We start from the raw sequence: 19,197 nt of genomic DNA on the forward strand, positions 1-19,197 counted from the left end.
CCGTCGGTGGACGGCCGGCCCGGGTTCGATCATCCGCCGGCTCCCGTCTCTGCCCGGCTGGTCACTCCGATCCAGGGACCGGCACGCGAGGTGGCGGCGAGCGGCCCGAGCAGCCGCAAGGCCGGCGGCGGGTGTACCCGCGTGACGACCTCGACCGCGTCGCCGGTGGTTCGACAGGCGACGAGCTCGGCGCCGTTGCGCGCGGCGAAGACCCGTGCCCGGCCGCAGGCGGTGGCCGGGTCACCGGTGCGGTCCGACGCGGCGGCGAGCGCCGCGAGGTCCGCGCCGGTGGCCGCCTGGCGCCGGGCGAGCGAAACCGCGCTGATTGCCAGCAGGATCCCGGCCGACATCGCGAGAACCATCAGCCAGCCCAGCAGCAGCACCGTCGCCGACCCGCGATCGTCGCCGTGTCGTGCCGGCCACCTGGCTGCCGGGCTCATCCGGGAGCCGCCTCGCCTGGCCCGCCGGGTTCGACCTGCCCGCCGGCCGTTGCGGGTTCCACGGGGGCCACGGCGCTGGCCGTGACGTGGGCCGGTGGCAGCAGGGAACCCGTCGCGGCCAGCCGGGCCTGAACCGTCACCGTGACCTCGTCGGCCTGCCGGGAGATCGTGACCGTGGCGCCCGGCGGGGCGGCCAGGCGTGCCCACGCCGCGGCCCGGCCGTCGTCGTCCCCACGCGCGGCGGCCCGTGCCCCGATCCTGGCCGCCTCCTGGGCCCGGGCCTGCGCCCCGGCGGCCGCGAGCAGCCAGAGCGCGAGGAGGACGACGGCGCTGAGAGTCGGCAGCCCAAGTGCCAGCTCAGCGGTCGCCTGGCCGCTGTCGGACTGAGGCGCGTGCCCCTTGGCGGGCCGGGTCGCGTGCCCGCTGTCGTGTGGACGGCGCGGCCGTGTGCGCCTGGCGGGTGCCAGCCTCGGTCCGGCGGCCTTCGGCTGGCGGAGGTGGATCCGCGTCATCAGTTGCCTCCGAAGCGGTCAGAAGGGCAGCGTGAGCGCGCGCCGGACCACCGACATGATCATCTCCTGGGTGGCCGAGCTGCTGACGACGGCGTAGAGCACGCCCGCGAACGCGACCGCGGCGACGGTGCCCACGGCGTACTCGGCGGTCGACATGCCCGCGTCGCGGCCCGCGGCGTTCCGGCGCGCCAGGCCCCCGGACCGGGGGCGTGGGTCGTCCAGGCGGTGGGCGAGCCCGTGGGCCAGCAGCGCGCAGCCACAGAGCAACGCGGGCAGTAGGAACAGCGCTGACAGCGGGGGCATGGGCTGACACCTCCGTGGGTGGGATGCGGGGGGCTGTGATGCGGGGATATCGCCAACGTGTCCATAGGAGCGCCCCATCAGTTCGGGAGCGCGCCGGGCAGCGAGCCGAGGATGGTCGGGACCACGCCCAGGAGCAGGAACGCGGGCAGGAAGCACAACCCGAGCGGCGCTGCCGTGAGGACGCCTGCCCGCCGCGCGGCGCCGATCGCCTCGTCGTGGGACTGGGCCCGGGTGCGAGCGGCGATCCTCGTGAGCGCGTCAGCGAGCCGGGCCCCGCTGCTCTCGACCCGCCCGAACGCCAGGGCCGCCGCCACCAGCGGGCGCGCGGGACTCGCGCGCTGACCCGCGCCGGCACGCCGCCGCAGCGCGTCGAGCGGGCCGCTCGGCGCCGTGCCAGCCGCCACCAGCCGGGCCGTCGCCCGTGTCGCCGTCGCTCCCAGGCGCAGCCCGCGGGCGGCTGCCCTGAGCTCTACGCCGAGCGGGCCTGAGACTCCGGCGGCCGTGGCCTCCAGCGCCGCTGGCACGGTCGCGCCCGCGGCGAGGCAGGCGGCGACGAGGTCGAGCGCGAACGGGAGGTCCGCGAGCAGCCGGGCCCGCCGCGCCCGGTCGGGGTCGACGGGCAGCGCCGCGCCGACCAGCAACGCCGCCGCGCCCACCGCGGCCACCATCCCGGGCCCGCGCTGGCCGTGAGCGAGGAGTGCCGCGGCGGCGGCCCCGGCCACGGCCGCCAACCCGGCACCCACCGCCGTCCGCCCGGGTCGAGACCCGGACTGGCCGGACTGCCCGGCCCGCGCCCGGAGCCCGGGCTCGTCCAGGCGCGCGTCCCAGGATGCCGCCGGCTCGGCGCCGCGGGCCACCCGGTCGCCGATCCAGCGAAGCCAGCGCAGGCCAAGCAGATCGAGGGCGACCCCGGCGGTGAGGCAGGCCGAGCCCGCTGACGTGGCGAGCAGCACGTGGGCCGGCCGGGCGCCGAGCAGGGCGGCGAACAGGATGCCGACGACCGGCAGGCCCGCCACCAACCGCCCGGACGAGCGCGGCCCCGCCAGCGCGGCGGCGAGCTCGCCGGCCTGCCGGGCATCCGCCCGCGCCGCCGTGGCCAGCGTCATCGCGACCGGCGCCAACCGGGCCCCGCCGGTCCGGCAGACCCACAGGGCCGCGCCGAGCTGGCGTAGCACGGGTGTCCGGCAGCCGGCGAGCAGTCCGGTCGGATCCTCACCGGCCTCCAGCCCGGCTGAGAGCGACGCCAGCTCGTCAGCGCCCACGGCGCGGCCGTCCACGAGGGTGGCGGCGTCGCTCGCCCCGGCCAGGGCTTCAGGCAGGTCGCGGCCGAGATCGTCGGGTGCCCGCCGCCCCGCGGCGGCCATGGCCGCTCTGAGGGCGGTGTCCGGGTCGGCGCCCGCGTCGAGCTCGGCCGCGAACGCGGCCAACAGGTCCTCCGCGACCGCCCTCGCCGCCGTCAGCCGCCGCTGGGCCGCCGCCCGCCGCCCGGCGCGGATGCCGGTGGCGGCGGCCACCCCGACCAACGCGGCGAGGAGCGCGCCGGCGCGCCCCGCGACCGCGCCGGCTCCGATCACCGCCGCGACGACGGCCGCCCCCCTGATCGGTGGGGCGGCCGCCCGCGCCGTCCGCGTCGCGGCGGTCATGGCCTGGACCCGAACGGTGGCGGGAGACCGACACCGCGATCACGCAGCAGGTCGCGCAGCCAGGGCATGCCGTCCGCCGGGAGCATGCGGCCGCCCGGCGCCTCGGGCGGCGCGGGCGGCGTCGCGACCAGCGCCGGACGGACCCGCACCAGCCCGTCGGAGTCCTGGCGCAGTACGCCCACGGCGGCGACGACGCGCCGGCCGGCGTCATCCCGGCGCAGGTGGACGGTGACCTGCACGGCCGCCGCCAGCAGGCTGTGCAGGGCGGGCCGGGTCAGGCCCGCGAGCGCGCCCAGCGCCTCCATCCTGGCCGGCAGCGCGCCGGGCGCATTCCCGTGAATGGTCGTCAGGCCGCCTTCGTGCCCGGTGTTGAAGGCCACCAGCAGGTCCAGCACCTCAGGTCCCCTGACCTCCCCGACGACCAGCCGGTCGGGCCGCATCCGCAGCGCCTGCCGGACGAGGTCGCGCTGGGTGATGGCGCCCGCGCCCTCGATGTTGGGCGGCCGGCCCTGCAGCCGGACGAGGTTGTCGCGTTCCAGCGTCAGCTCGGCGGTGTCCTCCACGACCACGACGCGTTCGGCCGCGCTCACGCGGCCGAGGAGCGCGGCGAGAAGGGTCGTCTTGCCGCTGCCCGTTCCACCGGTGACGGCGATCGCCAGCCGGGCGTCGACGAGCGCGCGCAGCACGTCGACGAGCGCGTCGCCGTCGCGGCCCGCGCCACCGCCACCGCCACCGTCGACGTCACCCGTGACGAACTCGGCGAGGCCGATCGGCACCTGTCGCGGCCGGCGCAGCGACAGGCAGGTGCCACCGGCCGCCACCGGCGTGAGCACCGCGTGCAGCCGGGTGCCGTCGGGTAGCCGCGCGTCCGCGTAGGGCGCCGCCGCGTCCAGCCGCCGCCCGCCGCTGGCCGCGAGCCGGGTCGCGAGCCGGCGCACCGTGTCGTCGTCGGCGAACCAGACGGCGGCACGTTCCAGCCCCTCGCCGCGATCGACCCACACCTCAGCAGGCCCGTTCACCAGTACGTCGGTCACCGCCGGGTCGGCGAGCAGCTCGTCCAGCGGGCCTGCGCCGAACAGCTCGGCGGTGATCACCCGCCGGGTCACCTCCCGGTGGGTCTCGGGCAGCGGCCCGGCGACCTCGGCGAGCGCCCGGGCCACGTCCGCCTGGGTGGGCGGATGGGCCCCGTCCACCAGCCGGTCGCGCACGCCGGCGATCGTCGCCGCCGGCACGCCGTGGGCGGGCGCCGTCATCGGGCCAGCTCCCCGGCTGCCGGCGCTGGTGACTCGGCCAGGCCTGCCGGCCATGGGCCCGAGACCGACCGGGAGGCGGCCGTGGGCATGGCCGCGCCGGCTGGCTGGGTGGTGCCACCCGGCTGGGCGGCGACGATGGGTGCGAGGCGGACGATCGGTGGGCCGGTGGCCATGGCGCCCTGGTCCCTTCGGAGCGGACGGTTCGGTCGCACCACCGTGCCCCGTCGGACCGCCTGTGGATGACCGTCATCCACAGGCCAGCCGGCGCGGTACGAAAGAGGGTTCGGGCGGGGGGCTTGGCCCTCCCGCCAGGACGAGGGGCTCCCGCCAGGACGAGGGGCGCCAGGGCCGCTCAGGACCTGCTGATGGCCTCACAGACGGCGAGGGAGTCGCGGGCACCGAGCTCGACGGCGCGGGCGCAGTGCAGCAGCCAGGCGCGCACGCCGTCCGCGCCGCCGTGCGCGTAGCCCGCGGCGGCGGCCCGGTAGGTGACGTCGGGCGAGGCGATGCCGGCGGCTCCTTCGCCGAGCGCGACCTCCAGATGGCCCACGTCGCTCGCGGTCACCGCCTTGGGGTCCAGGCCCCGCCCGATGAGGACCAGCCGGGCGGCCGCGCGCGCGATCATCCCGTCCAGGCTGCCGAAGGGGCGCAGCGCGAGCAGCTCGCCGTGGACGATCGCGCTGACCACGATCGCCGGCGCCACCGTTCGCCCGACCAGCAGGCCGACCAGCCCGTCCAGCCGGGCGGACACCTCCGCCGGGCTCGGAGCCGGACCGAGCCCGAGGGGGTCGGCGGTGGCCGCGGCGGCGCGCGGGCGGCCAAGCTCGCCGTCCGCGACGATGCCCCGGCCGAGCAGGGTGTGCATCCGGGCGAGCGCCTGGCGCGGGGCCCGCTCCCAGGCCGCGCTGAGGCCGCCGAGCTCGGCGTACAGCCGGACCGCCCCGAGAGTCACCGCGAGGTCGTCGTCCGCGGGACCTGACGGCTGGCCGGCCGCCGCGGGGGTGCCACCGCCGTGCCCGTCCTCGCCGGCGGTGAGACGGTCCCGCAGGGTCTCCATCGCGACGTCGCGGCCCTCCAGCGCGGCGCTGGCCCGGGCGGAGCGCAGCGAAGCCTCGGCCGTGACCTCCGCGCTGCGCCGGCGCAGCACCCGGTGGCGCAGCAGCGCGTCGACGGCCGAGCGGGCGGCCGTCACCGCCTCGTCCACGCCGGGAAGCGCCGCGACCCTGGCGAACGGGTCAGCCTCGATACGGGCCTGCGGGCTGGGCGCTGTCGACACGCAGCCGACGCTACCCGCCCGGATGGGTGGCCGCGTTCTCCACGGCCGCCGGGCCCACGAGTGGCGGTAATCCGGGCCACACGCCCATCCACTCGTCGCTATGGCCCGCGTGGGCGTGCCGTGGGCGTCAGACTGGAAGCAGGGGACCGGGGAAGCGGAGCCGGGCGAGGGCGCGGGTCGGCTCGGGTGTGAGCCGGCCCGGCGGGCGTGAGTCGGCCGGCGGTGAATCGGCCGGCCTGTGCCCTCCCGACGGCCGGGGGATGGGAGGGACTGCGGTGACGCTCGGGAACGGGGATCGGCGCGCGGGGAAGGAAGCCTCACTGGGCGAGCTGGTCGCGATCGCGACCAGGGACATGTCACTGCTCGTCCGTCAGGAGATCGACCTCGCGAAGGCGGAACTGGCCCGGCAGGCGGCGTCGGCCGCCGTCGGCGCCGGGCTGATCGGTGCCGCCGCCGGGCTGGGGCTCGGCGCCCTGATCGCACTGACGATCTTCCTTGGTGAGCTGTTCACCTGGGCCGGCCTCGAGCGTTTCTGGTCCTTCCTGATCACGGCGGTGCTGCTGTTGGCGCTCGCCGGGATGCTCGCGCTGGTCGGCGCGATGCGGCTGCGCAAGCTGCGGCCGCCGCAACGGGCGATCTCGTCCGTCCGTGAGGACGTCGCCGTGCTGCGGCACTCGATCGGCTCCGGCGCGGCGGGTCGCGGGGCTGGCACCGCACCGGCCGGCACCGCGCAGGCTGGCACCGACCGCCGCTGAGGGACGGCCGCCGAGGGCCGCCGCCGAACGCCTCGGTCCGGGACCGGGTGGGGAGGGCGTCGGCCCTCGTGGGCGCCGTGGGCCCGGCGTAGGGCATGCTCGGTGTCGTAGCTGTTGGTGGGCGGGCGCCGTCTTGCTCCCGGCTGGCCCGTGGGCGGCGTCTTGGGGCTGAGCCCGCGAGCGCTGGTGTCGCCGGTGGGCTGCCAGACGTACGGGCGGGTGCCGAACCTACGGGGGCCGATCGGTGGCGAAGGTGGTCGCGTCTGAGCCCGCCAGCGTGCTGATCGAGGGGCCGTGGCGGCATCGAGACGTCTCCGCGAACGGCACCCGGCTGCACGTCGCCGAGCTGGGCCAAGGCCCGCTGGTGCTGCTGTTGCACGGATTCCCGCAGTTCTGGTGGGCGTGGCGCCACCAGCTCGTGGCGCTGGCCGCCGCCGGCTACCGGGTGGCGGCGCCCGACCTGCGCGGCTACGGGGCGAGCGACAAGCCACCGCGCGGATATGACGCCTTCACGCTGGCGGACGACGTCGCCGGGCTGATCCGCGCGCTCGGTGAGCGCGACGCCGTGCTGGTCGGGCAGGACTGGGGCGGGCTCGCGTGCTGGACCGCCGCGACCCTGTGGCCACGCCAGGTCCGCCGGATCGCGGTTCTCGGAATGCCGCACCCGCTGCGGGTCCGCCACCAGTACGCGGTGAGCCCCCGAGCACAGGGCCTGGCCGGGTCGCATCTGTTCACCTTCCAGCTGCCGTGGCTGCCCGAGCGCCAGCTGGTCGCCGGTGAGGCGGCCCAGGTCGGCGAGCTGCTGCGCGCCTGGAGCGGTCCGGGGTTCCCCGGCGACGAGGAGGAAGAGCGCTACCGCGCGGCGATGCGGATTCCCGGCGTGGCGCACAGCTCGCTGGAGTACCACCGCTGGGTGTTCCGTTCGCTGTTCCGGCCCGATGGCGCGCGGTTCGCGCAGGCGCTGCGGCGCGGGGTCACCTGCCCCGTACTGCAGCTGCACGGCGACGCCGACTCGTTCCTGTTGCCCGACACCGCCCAGGGCTCCAGCCGCTACGTCAGCGGGCCCTACACCTGGCAGCTGCTTCCCGGCGCCGGCCACTTCCTGCCCGAGGAGGCCCCCACGCTGGTCAGCGACCTCCTCCTACGCTGGCTCGCCACCCCGACCTGACAGCCCCGCGCCGCGGTCTCAGCGGCAGCCCTGGGTGCTGACCGGGGCGGTGGCGACCTCGCCCGCCTGGGCCGCGCCGCTCACCTCGGCCGCCGTCAGCACGTACCCGGTGTCGTTGTCGTCGGTCGCGGCGGCGAAGACCACGCCGAAGACGGCGCCGTTCGGCGAGAGCAGCGGGCCGCCCGAGTTGCCGGGCAGCACCGTGCCGCGCACCGCGTAGATGTCGCGTACCACGGTGCCGTGGGAGTAGATGTCGGGCGCCTTCGCCTTCTGCCGGTTGCGGATCCGGGCGGGCTCCGTCCGGTACGGGCCGTCCTCCGGGAAGCCCGCGATGACGGCGTCGTCGTCGGCGTGGCCCGGGGGTGAGGTCTGCAGCGGCAGCGGCGGCCGGTTGAGGTCGGGGACGTAGAGCACTGCCACGTCGCGCTCCGGGTCGAAGACCACCACCCGCGCCGACAGCAGGCGGCCGCCGACCTCCACGCCCGGCTCCCGGACCCCGGCGACCACGTGCGCGTTGGTCATCACGTGCTGCGGCGCGTACACGAACCCGGTGCCCTCGACCTGCCGTGAGCAGGACGGCGCGATGCCCCGCACCTTCAGCACGCTGGCGGCGGCCGCCGTGACCCCGGCGGCGTTCACCACCGCGGCGTCGGGCGGGTCGGCGGCGACGATCGACTCGTTGCCGAGGCCGGAGAACACCGCGGGGAAGCCGTTGCCGTCCGCGAGCTGGCGCAGGCTGGAGAACGTCTCCCGGACACCCGTGGGCATGCCGTCGTCGACCGTCGTCAGCACGGTGGAACCGCGGACCTCGCGGGCGGCGGTGGTGAACGGGGATCGTTCCAGCGCGGTCGCCATCAGCCACGCGACCAGCAGCACGGACAGCCCCGACAGCACGGCGCCGGCCAGCGAGTCGACGGTCTCGCCGGGCCGCCAGGTGAGCCGGCTGCGCAGGGCGACGCCGGTGGCCGTCCCGACCACCTGGCCGAGGCAGGCGAGAGTCAGGACGGTGACCAGGGCGATGACCGCGCCGTGCTCGCGCTGGCCGATCAGCCTGGCGATGGGGTAGGCGATCTGGGCGCCGAGGATCCCGCCGCCGATGAAGCCGACGAACGACAGCGCGCCGACCACGAAGCCCTGCCGGTAGCCGGATACGGCGAACGCCAGCACCAGGAGCAGCAGGACGATGTCCAGGATGTTCAACACAGGAGGCGGTCTTCTCGGTCGGCGTCAGCCGACGTGCAGTGTGGCGGACATGTTCGGGTGCAGCGTGCAGATCACCGGGTAGTCGCCCGGCGTGGTGACGGAGAAGGTCACCGACCGTGACATTCCGGCGCCGACGATGTCGGTGCGCGCCGCTGGGATCTTGGGGATCACGAAGTTGTGGGACGCGGAGCCGTCCGCCACGGAGAAGTCGACGCGGATCTTCCCGGGCCGGGCGTTCAACGTGGCCGCCGAGAACCGCAGGTCGGCCAGGCCGATGAGATGGAAGACCTGGACCCCGTCCGTGACCGTCGGGGTCAGGACCGCGGTGGGCTTCGGCGCGTCCGGGTGCTCGGCCGTGCAGCCGGCGCCGGCCGCGGCCAGCGCCAGGGCCCCGATCACCGTCACGGTCAGGCGGCGGCCCGCCGTCGACATCCTCAAGCCGCCGAGCCCTTCGTCGGGCCGGCACCGGTTCCGGTGCCAGCGGTGTTGTCGGGGGCGCCCAGGCCGTCGGGCTCGACGCCGTCGACGCCGTCCACGGTGTCCGTGTCGTCCGTCGTGAGGTCGTGGGGGTCGATCTCGCCGGCAGCCTCGGCGTCGCCGGCCTGGGCCAGCTCGCGCGCGGCGCGGGCGATCGAGGCGTTGACGGCCGGGTCGTCGACCGGCGGGCCCTCGCCCCACGGCCGTTCCAGGCCGGCCAGGCGCAGCAGTGCGTCGAGGATGCCGGCGGTGAAGCCCCACACCGTCGTCATGCCGGCGACCCGGAACGCCGGGCTCGGCTTCCCGGTGCGCGGGTGGCGCAGCTGGACCCGCTTCGCCGGGTCGACGAGGTCCGCGACCGGTACCCGGGCGACCGTCGACGTCTCGCCGGGGTCGACCGGGTAGACCGGGCAGGGCACGCGCCACCAGGCCAGCACCGGGGTCACCAGGTAGTTGCTGTGGGGCAGGTAGAGGCGCGGCGCGGCACCGAGGATCTCGACGCCCGCCGGGTCCAGCCCGACCTCCTCGCGGGCCTCGCGCAGCGCCGTGTGGACCGCCGAGTCGTCCGTCGGGTCGGCGGCGCCGCCGGGGAAGGCTGGCTGGCCGGCGTGCTTGCGCAGGTCGGCGGACCGTTCGAGCAGCAGCATGTCCGGGCCGCGCTCGCCCTGGCCGAAAAGGATCAGCACGGCCGCGGGCCGCGCGTCCGGCGGTGGCGGTGGCCAGCCCTCCTCGCGGACCGGCAGGCCGTCGCGGGTGACCACCGCCGCGAGCGTGCGCAGCCAGCTGGGCGGGCCGCCGGCGCTCGGCCCGCCGGCGACGGGGAGGCCGGCGCTGGGGGAGCTGGCGCGCGGGAGGCCGTCGGGAGCCGTCATCTGGCCGCTTCGGCGTCGCCGCGGACCAGCCGGGCCGCGTCCGCGGCCGACGTCGGGCCCTCGCCGAACGACGGGCACAGCTTCGCGACGCCGCAGGCGCCGCAGGCCGGTCGCCTGGCGTGGCAGATCCGCCGGCCGTGAAAGATCATCCGATCGGAGGCGATCGTCCAATTCTTACGCTCGATCAGCGTGGCGAGATCGGACTCGACCTTGACCGGGTCGTCGTTGGTGGTCAGGCCAAACCGTCGGGAGAGGCGGCCGACGTGGGTGTCGACGGTGATGCCCGGCGTGTCGAAGGCGTGCCCGAGCACGACGTTGGCGGTCTTGCGGCCGACACCGGGCAGCGTGACCAGCTCGTCGAGCTTGTGTGGCACCTCGCCGTCGAACCGGTCCACCAGCGCGGCACCGAGCCCCATCAGCGAATTCGCCTTCGCACGGAAGAAGCCGGTCGGGCGCAGCTGCTGCTCGAGCTCCTCGCGGTCCGCACCCGCGTAGCTCGCGGCGGTGGGGTATCTCGCGAAGACGGCGGGGGTGACCTCGTTGACCTTCTTGTCGGTGCACTGCGCCGACAGCACGGTCGCGACCAGCAGTTCGAGCGGGTTGGTGAAGTCCAACGCGATCCGCGCGTCGGGATGCAGCTCGCCCAGGATCCGCACGATCCGCCGAGCCCGCCTGGTCCGCGCCAGCGCGGTTTCGACGGAGGCGTCGACGATGGCCGGCATGTCCTGACCCTATTCCCCCTGCTGGCGCAGCCTCGCGTTACCTGCCTCGATCGGGCGGGCGCCGCGCCGGCGAGGAGTGGTGGCTGCCTGGTGAACGGCCTGGCCGACTGGTCAGGCCATGGCGGCTAGGCCGCCCGGTGCTTGCCGGGCGGCTGGCGGCGTAGGCGCCTGCGGTAACGATCGAGGGCGGCGGCCATGCCCTGGTTGACGAAGGTGTTGACCTCGTCAGGACGGGCGTTGTCCAGGAAACCCTCGATGCCCTTGCGGGTGTCCGCGGCGTTCAGCGGGCGCTCGACCCGCTCCATCGCCAGCAGAAGCCCGAGGAGCACCACAGGGAACGCGATGGCGGCGAAGAGAAACATGACGGGTACATCGTGGACGACGCGCCCCCGCCCGCGAAACCGGGGTCGGGCGTGTCACACACCGTGGGCCGCGGCAGCGTCTAGTGACGTTGGCCACGGTCCATCCAGGCGTGTCGTCGTCCTCCTCCTACTCTTCAGCCTGGTTACTTATTGTGTTTCTTCATCGCTGATCTGGTCATTTTAGGCGGGCACGGGCACGCTCGGGGTGCCCTGGCCGTGCTCTACGCGCGCTGTCCTGGCATGCTCACCCCGTGGACGATCTGCTTGCTCGCGTTCCGCTGTTCGTCGGGTTGTCCGACCTGGACCGCCAGGCGCTCTCCAGCCACCTGGAGCGGAGGGACGTCACCCGTGGTGACGTGCTGTTCCGTGAAGGCGAGCCGGGTGACCGCGTCTTTGTGGTGCTGTCCGGCAAGGTGAAGATAGGACGCCAGTCTGCCGACGGCCGCGAGAACCTGCTGTATGTCATGGGGCCTGGGGACATCTTCGGGGAATTGTCTCTCTTCGACCCGGGTCCGCGGACCGCTACGGCCACCGCCGTGACGGACGCCTCGCTCGTGTCGCTGGAACACTCGGCGCTCCGCCCGTGGCTGCGATCCCGGCCGGATGCCGGCTCGATGCTGCTGCGGGTGCTGGCCGCCCGATTGCGCCGGACCAACGACGCCATGGCCGACATGGTGTTCACCGACGTGCCCGGCCGGGTCGCCAAGGCGCTGCTGGACCTCGCGGTGCGGTTCGGTGAGCCGGCGCAGCCCGGCAACGAGGCCGCCGGGATCCGCGTCGAGCACGGCCTGACCCAGGAGGAACTGGCCCAGCTGGTCGGGGCCTCCCGGGAGACGGTCAACAAGGCGCTCGCCGACTTCGCGACCCGGGGCTGGCTGCGCCTCGACTCCCGCGCCGTGGTCCTGCTCGACCGCGACCGGCTGGCCCGCCGCGCCCGCTGACCCCAGGCAGGGGTCAGGCGGGCGTGACCGTCGTGGCGGTGTCGGGCAGGTCGGTGTCGATCCTCGCGTGGCCGTTGTCGCCGTGCGCCGCGCCGTGCGCTTCGCCATTGGCCTCGCCGAGATGCGAGGCCCGGCCGTCGACGGTGGCGTGGTCCGGGTCGGGCAGGGCGGCCAGCAGCCGCCGGGTCTGCGCCGCCTCGCTGACCGCCTCGGTCGCCGTCGCCGCCCGCAGCGCCCGCAGGTAGGCCTCCCGACCGCCTTCCAGGTCGCCGCTTGCGACCAGCACCGTCCCGAGCGCCCGCCAGGCCAGTACCTGCGCGCGCACGTCCTCGGCGTCCACGGCGACGGCCCGGCGGGCGACCGCGAGCGCCTCATCCGGCTGCCCGGCGTCCAGCAGGGTGCCGGCCAGGTGCGCGTAGGCCTGGCGGCGGGGGAACAGCAGCGTCGCCGGCTCGCTCGCGGCCAGCGCCTCCCGCAGCAGCGCGATGGCCTCGCCCGGGCGCCCGCGCGCCCTGGCGACCTGCGCCGCCAGTACCTTCGCGCCCAGCTGGGCGTGCGGGCGCAGGTCGAGGCCGACCAGCTCGCCCATCGCGCTCTGGGCGGCCTGCTCGGCCTCGTCGACCCGCCCGGCGTCCAGCAGGGTCAGCCCGAGCATCAGCGACGCGAGCGCGCCGACCAGCGCCTGGCCGGCGGCGGCCGCCTCGGCGCACGCGCCGGCGAGGAACTCGGCGCCGGCGTCCGGCTCTCCGGCGCCCCTGGCCGCGAGCCCCTGGGCGACCTTGGTGAGGATTCGTCCCCAGCTGTCGCCCGCGCCCTCGAACAGCGTCTCCGCCCTGCCCGCGTCGGTGCGTGCCGCGCTGATGTCACCGAGCTCCGCCGCCGCGATCGCGCCGATCGTCAGGCAGACGGCCATGCCCCACCGCTCGCCCATCGACTCGGCCGCGTCCACCAGGCCGCGCGCCAGGGCCCGTGCTCGCGCGAGCTGGCCCGACAGCAACAGGACGAGCGCCTCGGTGCCGCTGCACCAGCCGATGCCGCCGGCGTCCTCGAGGCGCTCGAACACCTCCGTGGCCTGCCGCAGGCTGCGTTCGGCCTGCGGATAGTCGCCCCGAGTGGTCGCGCTCCAGGCGAGGTGCTGCAGCGCCCAGCCGACGCCGCGAGGGTCGTCGACCCGGCGGGCCAGCTCCAGTGCCTCGCGGTAGAGCTCCTCGGCCGTGCGGATCCGGGCGGCGCCGTACTCGAGGGTGCCCAGCCGCCGCAGCGCCGCGGCGGCGGCGCGGTCGTCGCCGCCCGCGCGGGCCGCGTCCAGCGCGGTGCGCAGCGCTCGAGTGGCGAGCTCCGCGCGCCCCTGCTTCTGGCGAAGCTCGCCGAGCACGGCGTAGGCGGCCGCGCGCCGTGCCGGGGCGGTGACCCGCAGCGCCGGGCGCAGGGTGCGCTCGGCCTCCTCCAGCCGGCGCAGTGAGACGAGCGCCTCGGCGTGCAGCACCCTGGCGATGTTCTCGTCGTCGGTGTCGATCACGCCGCGGCCGAGCCGGCGGGCGTCGGCGAGCTGGTCGGCGGCCGTGCGATGGTCGTCACGGGCCAGCGCCGCCCTGGCCAGGCGCAGCAGCGCCCTGAAGCCTGGCTCACGCGCCGACCAGGCCGGATCGGCCGGCGCCAGCGCCATCGAGGACGCCAGGTCGAACGCCCGTAGCGCGTGGGTCGCGACGAAGTTCGACACCTCGCGCGACGAGCCGGTCATCGCCGTGACGCCCCAGCGGGCCGCCGTCGAGTGCCGCCGCGCCCGCTCGACCTTCGGCAGCCCGGCGTAGGCGACGTCGCGCGCCATCGGGTGGACGAACCGCCACAGTTGCTCGCCCGCCCGGGGCGGCCGGACGAGCTGGCGCTCGGTGAGCCGCTCCAGCGCCGCCGCGACCTCGTTCGCCGGCCGTTCCTCGACCCACGGCAGCGCCGCGGCCGGGAAGCGGCTCCCGAGTACCGCGGCGGCCCGCAGCACCGCCTTGTCGGTCGGGTCCAGGTCGTCGATCCGAGCCGCCAGGACCGACTGCACGCCGGCCGGCAGCGCCGTTTCGGACAGCGAGCCCTCCAGCACCCAGCGGGGCCCCTCGGCCTCGGCCGGGCGAGTGGCGACGGCCGGTCCCGCGGCGGTGGCTGTCGGTCCGGTGGCTGTCGGTCCGGTGGCGGCGGCGGGCCCACCGCCGACGCCGCCGGGACCGGCCGAGAAGGCGGTTACCAGCGCCGCGACGGGCTGCCGGCGTAGCTGGTCACGGTCGATCAGCAGGTTCAGTAACTCGGCCAGGAAGAACGGGTTGCCGTGCACCCGGGTGAGCAGCGCCGCCCTGGTCTGCGAGCTGAGCGTCTCACCGCTGAGGAAGTCCGACAGCAGCGTCATCGCGGCGCCCTCGGGTAGCGGCCCGAGCGTCATCCCGCGAGCGCCCGGCAGATCCGCCAGCCGTGGGATCTCCCGGTCGAGCAACACCAGCATGATCGGGCCGATCAGCCGGCCCACCAGGCGGCGCAACGCCCCGATGAGCGGGCTGGTGGCCCACTCCAGGTCGTCGACGACGACGATCAGCGGGTGCTCGGCGGCGAGCGCGGACAGCAGCAGCCCGACGGTGTCGACGGCCAGGTCGAAGGACCGCTCGCCGGTGCTCGCCTCGCCGTGCTCCCGGCCGGCCGGGTCGCCAGGGGGCGGCTCGGCGGCGCCGGAGGCCCGCCGGTCGGTCGGGACGCCGAGCATCCCGAGCAGCCGGTCGGCGAGTCCCGCGGGCAGCCGCGCGCCGGTAAGTGGATGGTTCAGCCGTCCTACGGTGCGTCGAACCCGGTCGGCGACCCGGTCCAGGCTGTCGCCGTCGACGACGCCGCAGGCACCGCGGATCACGTCCGCCAGCGGAGCCAGGCTGCGGCCGTCGCCGTGGCGCACGGTCCGGCCCCACAGCACCTGCGCGCCGGCCTCGTCGTGGGCCTGCTTGGCCAGCTCGCCGGTGATCCGCGTCTTGCCGATGCCGGCCTCGCCAGTGATCACGGCGATGGTCGGCGAGCCGGCCTGAAGCGTCTCGGTGAACCAGGTGCGCAGCGTCGTCAGCTCCGTGTCACGCCCGACGAAGGCGGCGTCGTCACCGAGGCCGGGCCTCGCCACGTTCGACGGCCGCAGGCTCACCAGCTCATAGGCCGGCACCGGCTCGCGCTTGCCCTTCAGCGTGAGGTCCGGCAGCTCCCGCCAGGTGGCGACGGAGCGGGTGGCGGTCATGGTGTCCCGGCCGGCGTAGACGGCCCCGACCGCGGCCGCTCCGGACAGCCGGGCGGCGGTGTTCACCGTGTCGCCGACGACGGTGTACGTCATCGACGCCTGGACACCGGCGAGCACCTCGCCGGTGTTGATGCCGACCCGCAGGCCCAGCGGCGTGTCGCCGTCCTCGCTGTCCTCGACCAGGCGGCGGACCGTCTCCTGCATCGCCGCGGCGGCGCGCACCGCCCGCTCGGCGTCGTCCTCGTGCGCGGTCGGCGCGCCGAACACGGCCATGATCCCGTCGCCGGCCAGGTTGTCGACCCGGCCGCCGACGTCGTCGACCTCCTTGGCGAGCGCGGCGAGCACCAGGTCGGTGACCTCACCGACCCGCTCCGGGTCGCGGTCCTCGGCCCACGAGGTGAAGTCGGACAGGTCGCCGAACAGGACGGTGACCACGCGGCGCTCGGCGGACTCCGGCCCCGACCCGGCGAGCGAGGTGAACCGCAGCCCGCAGTGGAAGCAGTAGCGCGCGGCCGGCACCGCCGGTGTTCCGCAGCGCGGGCACCGCAGCGTCCCCGAGTGAGTCGGGACGATCACCATGGCGTCCGTCTTCCGGCTGTGCGCCGTCCGGCCTGCGACCCGGCAGAAGCCACTGGGGTCACCCGCGGCGAACGGGCTGACCCGCCTCGATCTTGGACGTCTCGCACTGGCGGTCCCCCTCTGTCCGGAAAGTCTAGTGGGCTGGGACACGGCCACCGGCCCGCGCGCCGTCGCGGCGTTGTCGGATGTCTGGCAGCGGGCGTCCCGCCGTCGTCGAACGCCAAGGCCTCGCTGCCCGGGCCTGGCGCCCGCCACCCTGCGGGCACAAGGTCCCGGGCGGCCGCGCGACGGGTCTGCCCGCTGTGATGGCGCTCACACTAACAATCTGGCGAGCCGAACTATGCCGCCGAGGCACGAAGCGCCCCGACCGCGTGGTTTCGGTGGCGATGCCGACCCGGGTACCCACGCTGGGTACCCGTGGTCAGCCCTCGTCGCGCAGGTAGTCCAGCTGGGCGCGGACCGAGAGCTCGGCGGCTGGCCAGAGCACGCGGTCGACGTCGGCGTAGACGCGTTCGACGACGTCGCGTGGGGTGGCATCGGCCGGGCCGACCCCGGCGGCGGCGAGCGCCGCCCTGACCTGCTCCAGCCGCTGCGCCCGGTGCGCCAGGTAGTAGTTCGCCGCCCCGCGGGCGTCGGCCAGCTCGGGGCCGTGCCCCGGCAGGACGGCGAGGCCCTCGGGCAGCTCGGCGAGCCGGCGCAGGCTTGCCAGGTAGTCGTCCAGCCGCCCGTCCGGGTAGGCGACCACCGTGGTGCCGCGGCCGAGGATGGTGTCGCCGGTCAGCACCGCGAGCGGCGCCCCGTCCGCCGTCGCCGTGCCGGTCGTATCGCCGAACAGCAGGAACGACAGCGAGTCGGCCGAGTGGCCCGGCGTCGCCATCACCCGCAGCTCGATGCCGGCCACCGCCACGACGTCGCCCTCGACCAGTCCCTCCGAGCCGAGGCGGTGCGCCGGGTCCAGCGCCCTGACCGGCGCGCCGGTCAGCTCGTGCAGCACCGCCGCGCCCTCGCTGTGGTCCGGGTGGCCGTGCGTCAGCAGGATCGTGGTCACCGGCCCCGCCGCGGCCAGCGCGGCCAGGTGCCCCTCGTCGTCCGGGCCGGGGTCCACGACGACGCAGCCGCCGTGGCCGGGCGCGCGCAGCAGCCAGCTGTTGGTGCCTTCGAGCGTCATCGGGCTCGGGTTGGGAGCGAGCAGCAGCGCGGCCAGCGGGTTCACCTGGCGGGGCTGGGGAGACGCCGCCAGGCTCTCGTCGCCCACCGCGCCGGTGGGGGCGGGCCGGCGGCCGCGGCTCGGCTGGGTGCCGGCGGTCATCGCCGTTCCCGTCCCACGGCCGCGGCCGGCGGATTGTCCTCGCCGCCGGCCCACGGGCCGTCGCTGGAGCCGACGGTCAGCGCCGTGATGATCGCGGCGGCGCTGACCGGGTCCGCCGGCGAGACCGGCGGTTCCCGCGGCGGGGACGCGGTGGTGGCCGGCCCGGCGGTCGGGTACTCCGGGTCGTGGGGGAGCAGGAAGTGCACGGCGTCGTCGAAGATCATGATCTTTGGCATGACTGGCGAGATCGCGCGGCCGCCCGCGGCCCCGAGCACCTCGGCGACGCTGGCGAAGCCCAGCAGGTCGGAGAGCATCCAGGCGGTCGGCGGCAGCATCGCCATCCGGCCGGCCTCGTGCCGTTCGAGAGCCTCGGCCGGGCGGATCCAGAGCATCTGGTCCGCCTCGCCGGAAAGCTCGCCGGGCACCTGGCCCGGTGGCAGGGCCGCCATGAAGAACCGGGTGTCGTAGCGGCGGGGCTCGACCTCCGGCGTGATCCAGCGAGCCCACGGCGCCAGGAGGTCCGCCCGCAGGGTGAGCCCGTGGCGCGCCAGCAGCCCGGCGAGTGTGAGCTCACGGCGCTCCATCGCCTGGCGGTCCGCCAGCCAGCCGGGTCCGGTCAGGCCGACCGAGGCCGCCTCGGGACCCGAGGCAGTCGCCGGCCCGACTTGCCCGACTTGCCCGGTCTCGCCGTCGATCGCGGGACCGGCGACCGCGGGGCCGGTGGCGTCGGCGGGGATGGCGAGCAGCACGCCGCATTCCTCGAAGGTCTCGCGCACGGCGGCCTGGACCAGCGCCCGGGCCAGCGCGGCGTCCGGCTCGAGCGCGCTCATGAGCTCGGCCAGCGGCCGGCCGACCCAGGGCACCTCGAAGCCACTGTCGGCCGGGTCCACCCGTCCACCGGGGAACGCGAACACCCCGCCGGCGAAGGCCATGGTCCGCGCGCGCTTCACCAGGAAGGCCTCCAGGCCCGCCGAGGTGTCGCGAAGCAGGACCACAGTGGAGGCGTGCCGCAGGGGCGCCGGAGGGCCGGCGTTCGCGGCCAGCACTCCGCGCGGCGAGGACAGCGGCATCGGCCGCCGCAGCCGGGTGACCAGCGCGGCCCGGGGTTCCTGCCGGATCCGGGGTCCCTGCCCGATTGGCGAAGCCGATCGGGGAGGTCTGGGAGCTTGCGGAGTCGATCTGGGAGGTCCGTGATCAACCACCTGTCCGATGGTAGAGACCCCGCCGACGACGTGCCCCTGATCTGGACCGCGCCGTGGTCCGGGGCAGGGCCGCCGGCGAACGTGGCCCGGTCTACGCCCCGTCCGGTTTGACGACGGCGACCAGCTCCACCTCGACGGGGGAGCCGAGCGGGAGCGCGGCCACGCCCACGGCGGACCGGGCATGGCGTCCGGCCGCCCCGAACACCTGGCCGATCAGGTCGGAGGCGCCGTTGATGACCGCCGGCTGGCCGGTGAAGCCCGGCGCGCTGGCGACGAACCCGACGACCTTGACGATCCGGCGGATCCGGTCCAGCCCGCCGGCCGCCTCGGCGGCGGCGGCCAGGGCGTTCAGCGCGCAGATCCTGGCCAGCCCCGCGGCCCGCTCAGGATCCACCTCGGCGCCGACGAGCCCCGTCTCGGTCAGCTTGCCGGCCACCAGCGGCAGCTGCCCCGCCGTCCACACCCAGTCACCGTCGCGCACCGCCGGCACGTAGCTGGCCTGCGGCACCGGAACCGGCGGGAGCTCGATGCCGAGCGCCTGCAGCCGGGCCGTCGGCGTGGTCACCGAGTCGTCAGTCGGGGTTCCTGCCGGATCGGCGACAGGGTCCCTGCCGGATCGGCGAAGCCGATCCGGCAGGTCGGCGATCTGGGAGGTCGGCGGGTCGGTCACGAGCTGGCCTCGCCCTTCGGCCGTTTGAAGTAGGCGACCAGGCTCTCCGGGTTGGGCCCGGAGATGACCTGCACCAGCTCCCAGCCGTCCTCGCCCCAGTTGTCGAGGATCATCTTCGTGGAGTGGATCAGCACCGGGACGGTCACGTACTCCCACTTCTGCATGCCCGGACCCTATCGGCCTCGTGATGCCGGGGGTCCCGGCAGATCGCGGGTTGGCCCAGGAAGGCTGACGGATTTCGGGCCAGTGCGGGTCCGGCA

19 protein-coding genes are annotated in these 19,197 nt (G+C 75.7%); 3 read left to right on the forward strand and 16 right to left on the reverse strand.

What is annotated here, in order from left to right; all coding sequences use genetic code 11:
* Nucleotides 1-29 precede the first annotated feature (29 nt).
* The 6 genes from FRCN3DRAFT_RS49295 to FRCN3DRAFT_RS0207855 all read right to left on the reverse strand — a co-directional run bounded on the left by FRCN3DRAFT_RS49295 (nucleotide 30) and on the right by FRCN3DRAFT_RS0207855 (nucleotide 5,427).
* Nucleotides 30-440 (reverse strand): Rv3654c family TadE-like protein, encoded by a 411-nt coding sequence (locus FRCN3DRAFT_RS49295; RefSeq protein WP_007516573.1) that lies wholly within the window; start codon nucleotides 438-440, stop codon nucleotides 30-32.
* Nucleotides 437-952, reverse strand: coding sequence for a TadE family type IV pilus minor pilin (locus tag FRCN3DRAFT_RS0207830; RefSeq protein ID WP_007516575.1), 516 nt, complete (start codon nucleotides 950-952; stop codon nucleotides 437-439). The genes FRCN3DRAFT_RS49295 and FRCN3DRAFT_RS0207830 overlap by 4 nt, the downstream gene beginning before the upstream one ends.
* Before the next feature lie 18 nt (nucleotides 953-970).
* A complete protein-coding gene (locus FRCN3DRAFT_RS0207835) occupies nucleotides 971-1,255 on the reverse strand; it encodes a DUF4244 domain-containing protein (protein WP_007516576.1) in 285 nt (94 codons plus the stop codon).
* A gap of 77 nt (nucleotides 1,256-1,332) precedes the next feature.
* Complete coding sequence (locus FRCN3DRAFT_RS43250) at nucleotides 1,333-2,898, reverse strand: type II secretion system F family protein (protein WP_035924485.1); 1,566 nt, start codon at nucleotides 2,896-2,898, stop codon at nucleotides 1,333-1,335.
* The gene (locus FRCN3DRAFT_RS0207845) at nucleotides 2,895-4,151 is read right to left on the reverse strand and encodes a TadA family conjugal transfer-associated ATPase (RefSeq protein ID WP_007512418.1); all 1,257 of its coding nucleotides are present in this window, start codon (nucleotides 4,149-4,151) and stop codon (nucleotides 2,895-2,897) included. Before FRCN3DRAFT_RS0207845 ends, FRCN3DRAFT_RS43250 begins: the two co-directional genes overlap by 4 nt.
* Nucleotides 4,152-4,503: 352 nt before the next feature.
* Nucleotides 4,504-5,427 (reverse strand): Fic family protein, encoded by a 924-nt coding sequence (locus FRCN3DRAFT_RS0207855; protein WP_007512415.1) that lies wholly within the window; start codon nucleotides 5,425-5,427, stop codon nucleotides 4,504-4,506.
* Nucleotides 5,428-5,702: 275 nt separating this feature from the next.
* Between FRCN3DRAFT_RS0207855 and FRCN3DRAFT_RS43255 the strand changes: the two genes are divergently transcribed.
* Both FRCN3DRAFT_RS43255 and FRCN3DRAFT_RS0207865 read left to right on the forward strand, forming a co-directional pair.
* The gene (locus FRCN3DRAFT_RS43255) at nucleotides 5,703-6,182 is read left to right on the forward strand and encodes a phage holin family protein (protein WP_007512414.1); all 480 of its coding nucleotides are present in this window, start codon (nucleotides 5,703-5,705) and stop codon (nucleotides 6,180-6,182) included.
* Nucleotides 6,183-6,426: 244 nt separating this feature from the next.
* A complete protein-coding gene (locus FRCN3DRAFT_RS0207865; protein WP_007512412.1) occupies nucleotides 6,427-7,350 on the forward strand; it encodes an alpha/beta fold hydrolase in 924 nt (307 codons plus the stop codon).
* A gap of 18 nt (nucleotides 7,351-7,368) precedes the next feature.
* Here FRCN3DRAFT_RS0207865 and FRCN3DRAFT_RS0207870 read toward each other — a convergent pair whose 3' ends face one another.
* The 5 genes from FRCN3DRAFT_RS0207870 to FRCN3DRAFT_RS0207890 form a co-directional block, all read right to left on the reverse strand.
* Nucleotides 7,369-8,550, reverse strand: coding sequence for a MarP family serine protease (locus FRCN3DRAFT_RS0207870; protein ID WP_083401731.1), 1,182 nt, complete (start codon nucleotides 8,548-8,550; stop codon nucleotides 7,369-7,371).
* A gap of 27 nt (nucleotides 8,551-8,577) precedes the next feature.
* Nucleotides 8,578-8,985: a cupredoxin domain-containing protein gene (locus FRCN3DRAFT_RS0207875; RefSeq protein ID WP_007512409.1), complete on the reverse strand. Its 408-nt coding sequence runs from the start codon at nucleotides 8,983-8,985 to the stop codon at nucleotides 8,578-8,580.
* A 2-nt stretch (nucleotides 8,986-8,987) separates the two neighbouring features.
* Nucleotides 8,988-9,902 (reverse strand): NUDIX hydrolase, encoded by a 915-nt coding sequence (locus FRCN3DRAFT_RS0207880; protein ID WP_007512407.1) that lies wholly within the window; start codon nucleotides 9,900-9,902, stop codon nucleotides 8,988-8,990.
* The gene (gene nth, locus FRCN3DRAFT_RS0207885; protein WP_007512406.1) at nucleotides 9,899-10,624 is read right to left on the reverse strand and encodes an endonuclease III; all 726 of its coding nucleotides are present in this window, start codon (nucleotides 10,622-10,624) and stop codon (nucleotides 9,899-9,901) included. Before nth ends, FRCN3DRAFT_RS0207880 begins: the two co-directional genes overlap by 4 nt.
* Nucleotides 10,625-10,749: 125 nt before the next feature.
* A complete protein-coding gene (locus FRCN3DRAFT_RS0207890) occupies nucleotides 10,750-10,986 on the reverse strand; it encodes a hypothetical protein (protein ID WP_007512404.1) in 237 nt (78 codons plus the stop codon).
* 251 nt (nucleotides 10,987-11,237) lie between these two features.
* Here FRCN3DRAFT_RS0207890 and FRCN3DRAFT_RS0207895 point away from each other — a divergent pair, with 251 nt between their 5' ends.
* Entirely contained in the window at nucleotides 11,238-11,927 is a 690-nt protein-coding gene (locus tag FRCN3DRAFT_RS0207895) for a Crp/Fnr family transcriptional regulator (protein WP_007512403.1), read from the forward strand.
* A 13-nt stretch (nucleotides 11,928-11,940) separates the two neighbouring features.
* Here FRCN3DRAFT_RS0207895 and FRCN3DRAFT_RS43260 read toward each other — a convergent pair whose 3' ends face one another.
* From FRCN3DRAFT_RS43260 to sp36, 5 genes are all read right to left on the reverse strand, one after another.
* On the reverse strand, nucleotides 11,941-15,756 hold the full coding sequence (locus FRCN3DRAFT_RS43260) for an ATP-binding protein (RefSeq protein WP_007512401.1): 3,816 nt from the start codon (nucleotides 15,754-15,756) through the stop codon (nucleotides 11,941-11,943).
* 421 nt (nucleotides 15,757-16,177) lie between these two features.
* The gene (locus FRCN3DRAFT_RS0207905) at nucleotides 16,178-17,065 is read right to left on the reverse strand and encodes an MBL fold metallo-hydrolase (protein WP_007512400.1); all 888 of its coding nucleotides are present in this window, start codon (nucleotides 17,063-17,065) and stop codon (nucleotides 16,178-16,180) included.
* A complete protein-coding gene (locus tag FRCN3DRAFT_RS0207910) occupies nucleotides 17,062-18,135 on the reverse strand; it encodes an NUDIX hydrolase (protein WP_007512398.1) in 1,074 nt (357 codons plus the stop codon). The genes FRCN3DRAFT_RS0207905 and FRCN3DRAFT_RS0207910 overlap by 4 nt, the downstream gene beginning before the upstream one ends.
* Nucleotides 18,136-18,358: 223 nt before the next feature.
* Entirely contained in the window at nucleotides 18,359-18,832 is a 474-nt protein-coding gene (locus FRCN3DRAFT_RS0207915) for a RidA family protein (RefSeq protein ID WP_027140360.1), read from the reverse strand.
* Nucleotides 18,833-18,933: 101 nt separating this feature from the next.
* Nucleotides 18,934-19,101, reverse strand: a complete 168-nt coding sequence (gene sp36, locus FRCN3DRAFT_RS52790) for a Sp36 family protein (protein WP_007512395.1) — start codon at nucleotides 19,099-19,101, stop codon at nucleotides 18,934-18,936.
* Nucleotides 19,102-19,197: the final 96 nt, after the last annotated feature.

The organism is Pseudofrankia saprophytica, from assembly GCF_000235425.2.
In the GTDB taxonomy this organism is placed as follows: domain Bacteria; phylum Actinomycetota; class Actinomycetes; order Frankiales; family Frankiaceae; genus Pseudofrankia; species Pseudofrankia saprophytica.

What these genes read in the sequence shown, in the direction of transcription:
- FRCN3DRAFT_RS49295 (WP_007516573.1), bottom strand. Translation starts at nt 440, where the DNA reads ATGAGCCCGGCAGCCAGGTGGCCGGCACGACACGGCGACGATCGCGGG.
- FRCN3DRAFT_RS0207830 (WP_007516575.1), bottom strand. Translation starts at nt 952, where the DNA reads ATGACGCGGATCCACCTCCGCCAGCCGAAGGCCGCCGGACCGAGGCTG.
- FRCN3DRAFT_RS0207835 (WP_007516576.1), bottom strand. Translation starts at nt 1,255, where the DNA reads ATGCCCCCGCTGTCAGCGCTGTTCCTACTGCCCGCGTTGCTCTGTGGC.
- FRCN3DRAFT_RS43250 (WP_035924485.1), bottom strand. Translation starts at nt 2,898, where the DNA reads ATGACCGCCGCGACGCGGACGGCGCGGGCGGCCGCCCCACCGATCAGG.
- FRCN3DRAFT_RS0207845 (WP_007512418.1), bottom strand. Translation starts at nt 4,151, where the DNA reads ATGACGGCGCCCGCCCACGGCGTGCCGGCGGCGACGATCGCCGGCGTG.
- FRCN3DRAFT_RS0207875 (WP_007512409.1), bottom strand. Translation starts at nt 8,985, where the DNA reads ATGTCGACGGCGGGCCGCCGCCTGACCGTGACGGTGATCGGGGCCCTG.
- FRCN3DRAFT_RS0207880 (WP_007512407.1), bottom strand. Translation starts at nt 9,902, where the DNA reads ATGACGGCTCCCGACGGCCTCCCGCGCGCCAGCTCCCCCAGCGCCGGC.
- nth (WP_007512406.1), bottom strand. Translation starts at nt 10,624, where the DNA reads ATGCCGGCCATCGTCGACGCCTCCGTCGAAACCGCGCTGGCGCGGACC.
- FRCN3DRAFT_RS0207890 (WP_007512404.1), bottom strand. Translation starts at nt 10,986, where the DNA reads ATGTTTCTCTTCGCCGCCATCGCGTTCCCTGTGGTGCTCCTCGGGCTT.
- FRCN3DRAFT_RS43260 (WP_007512401.1), bottom strand. Translation starts at nt 15,756, where the DNA reads ATGGTGATCGTCCCGACTCACTCGGGGACGCTGCGGTGCCCGCGCTGC.
- FRCN3DRAFT_RS0207905 (WP_007512400.1), bottom strand. Translation starts at nt 17,065, where the DNA reads ATGACCGCCGGCACCCAGCCGAGCCGCGGCCGCCGGCCCGCCCCCACC.
- FRCN3DRAFT_RS0207910 (WP_007512398.1), bottom strand. Translation starts at nt 18,135, where the DNA reads ATGCCGCTGTCCTCGCCGCGCGGAGTGCTGGCCGCGAACGCCGGCCCT.
- sp36 (WP_007512395.1), bottom strand. Translation starts at nt 19,101, where the DNA reads ATGCAGAAGTGGGAGTACGTGACCGTCCCGGTGCTGATCCACTCCACG.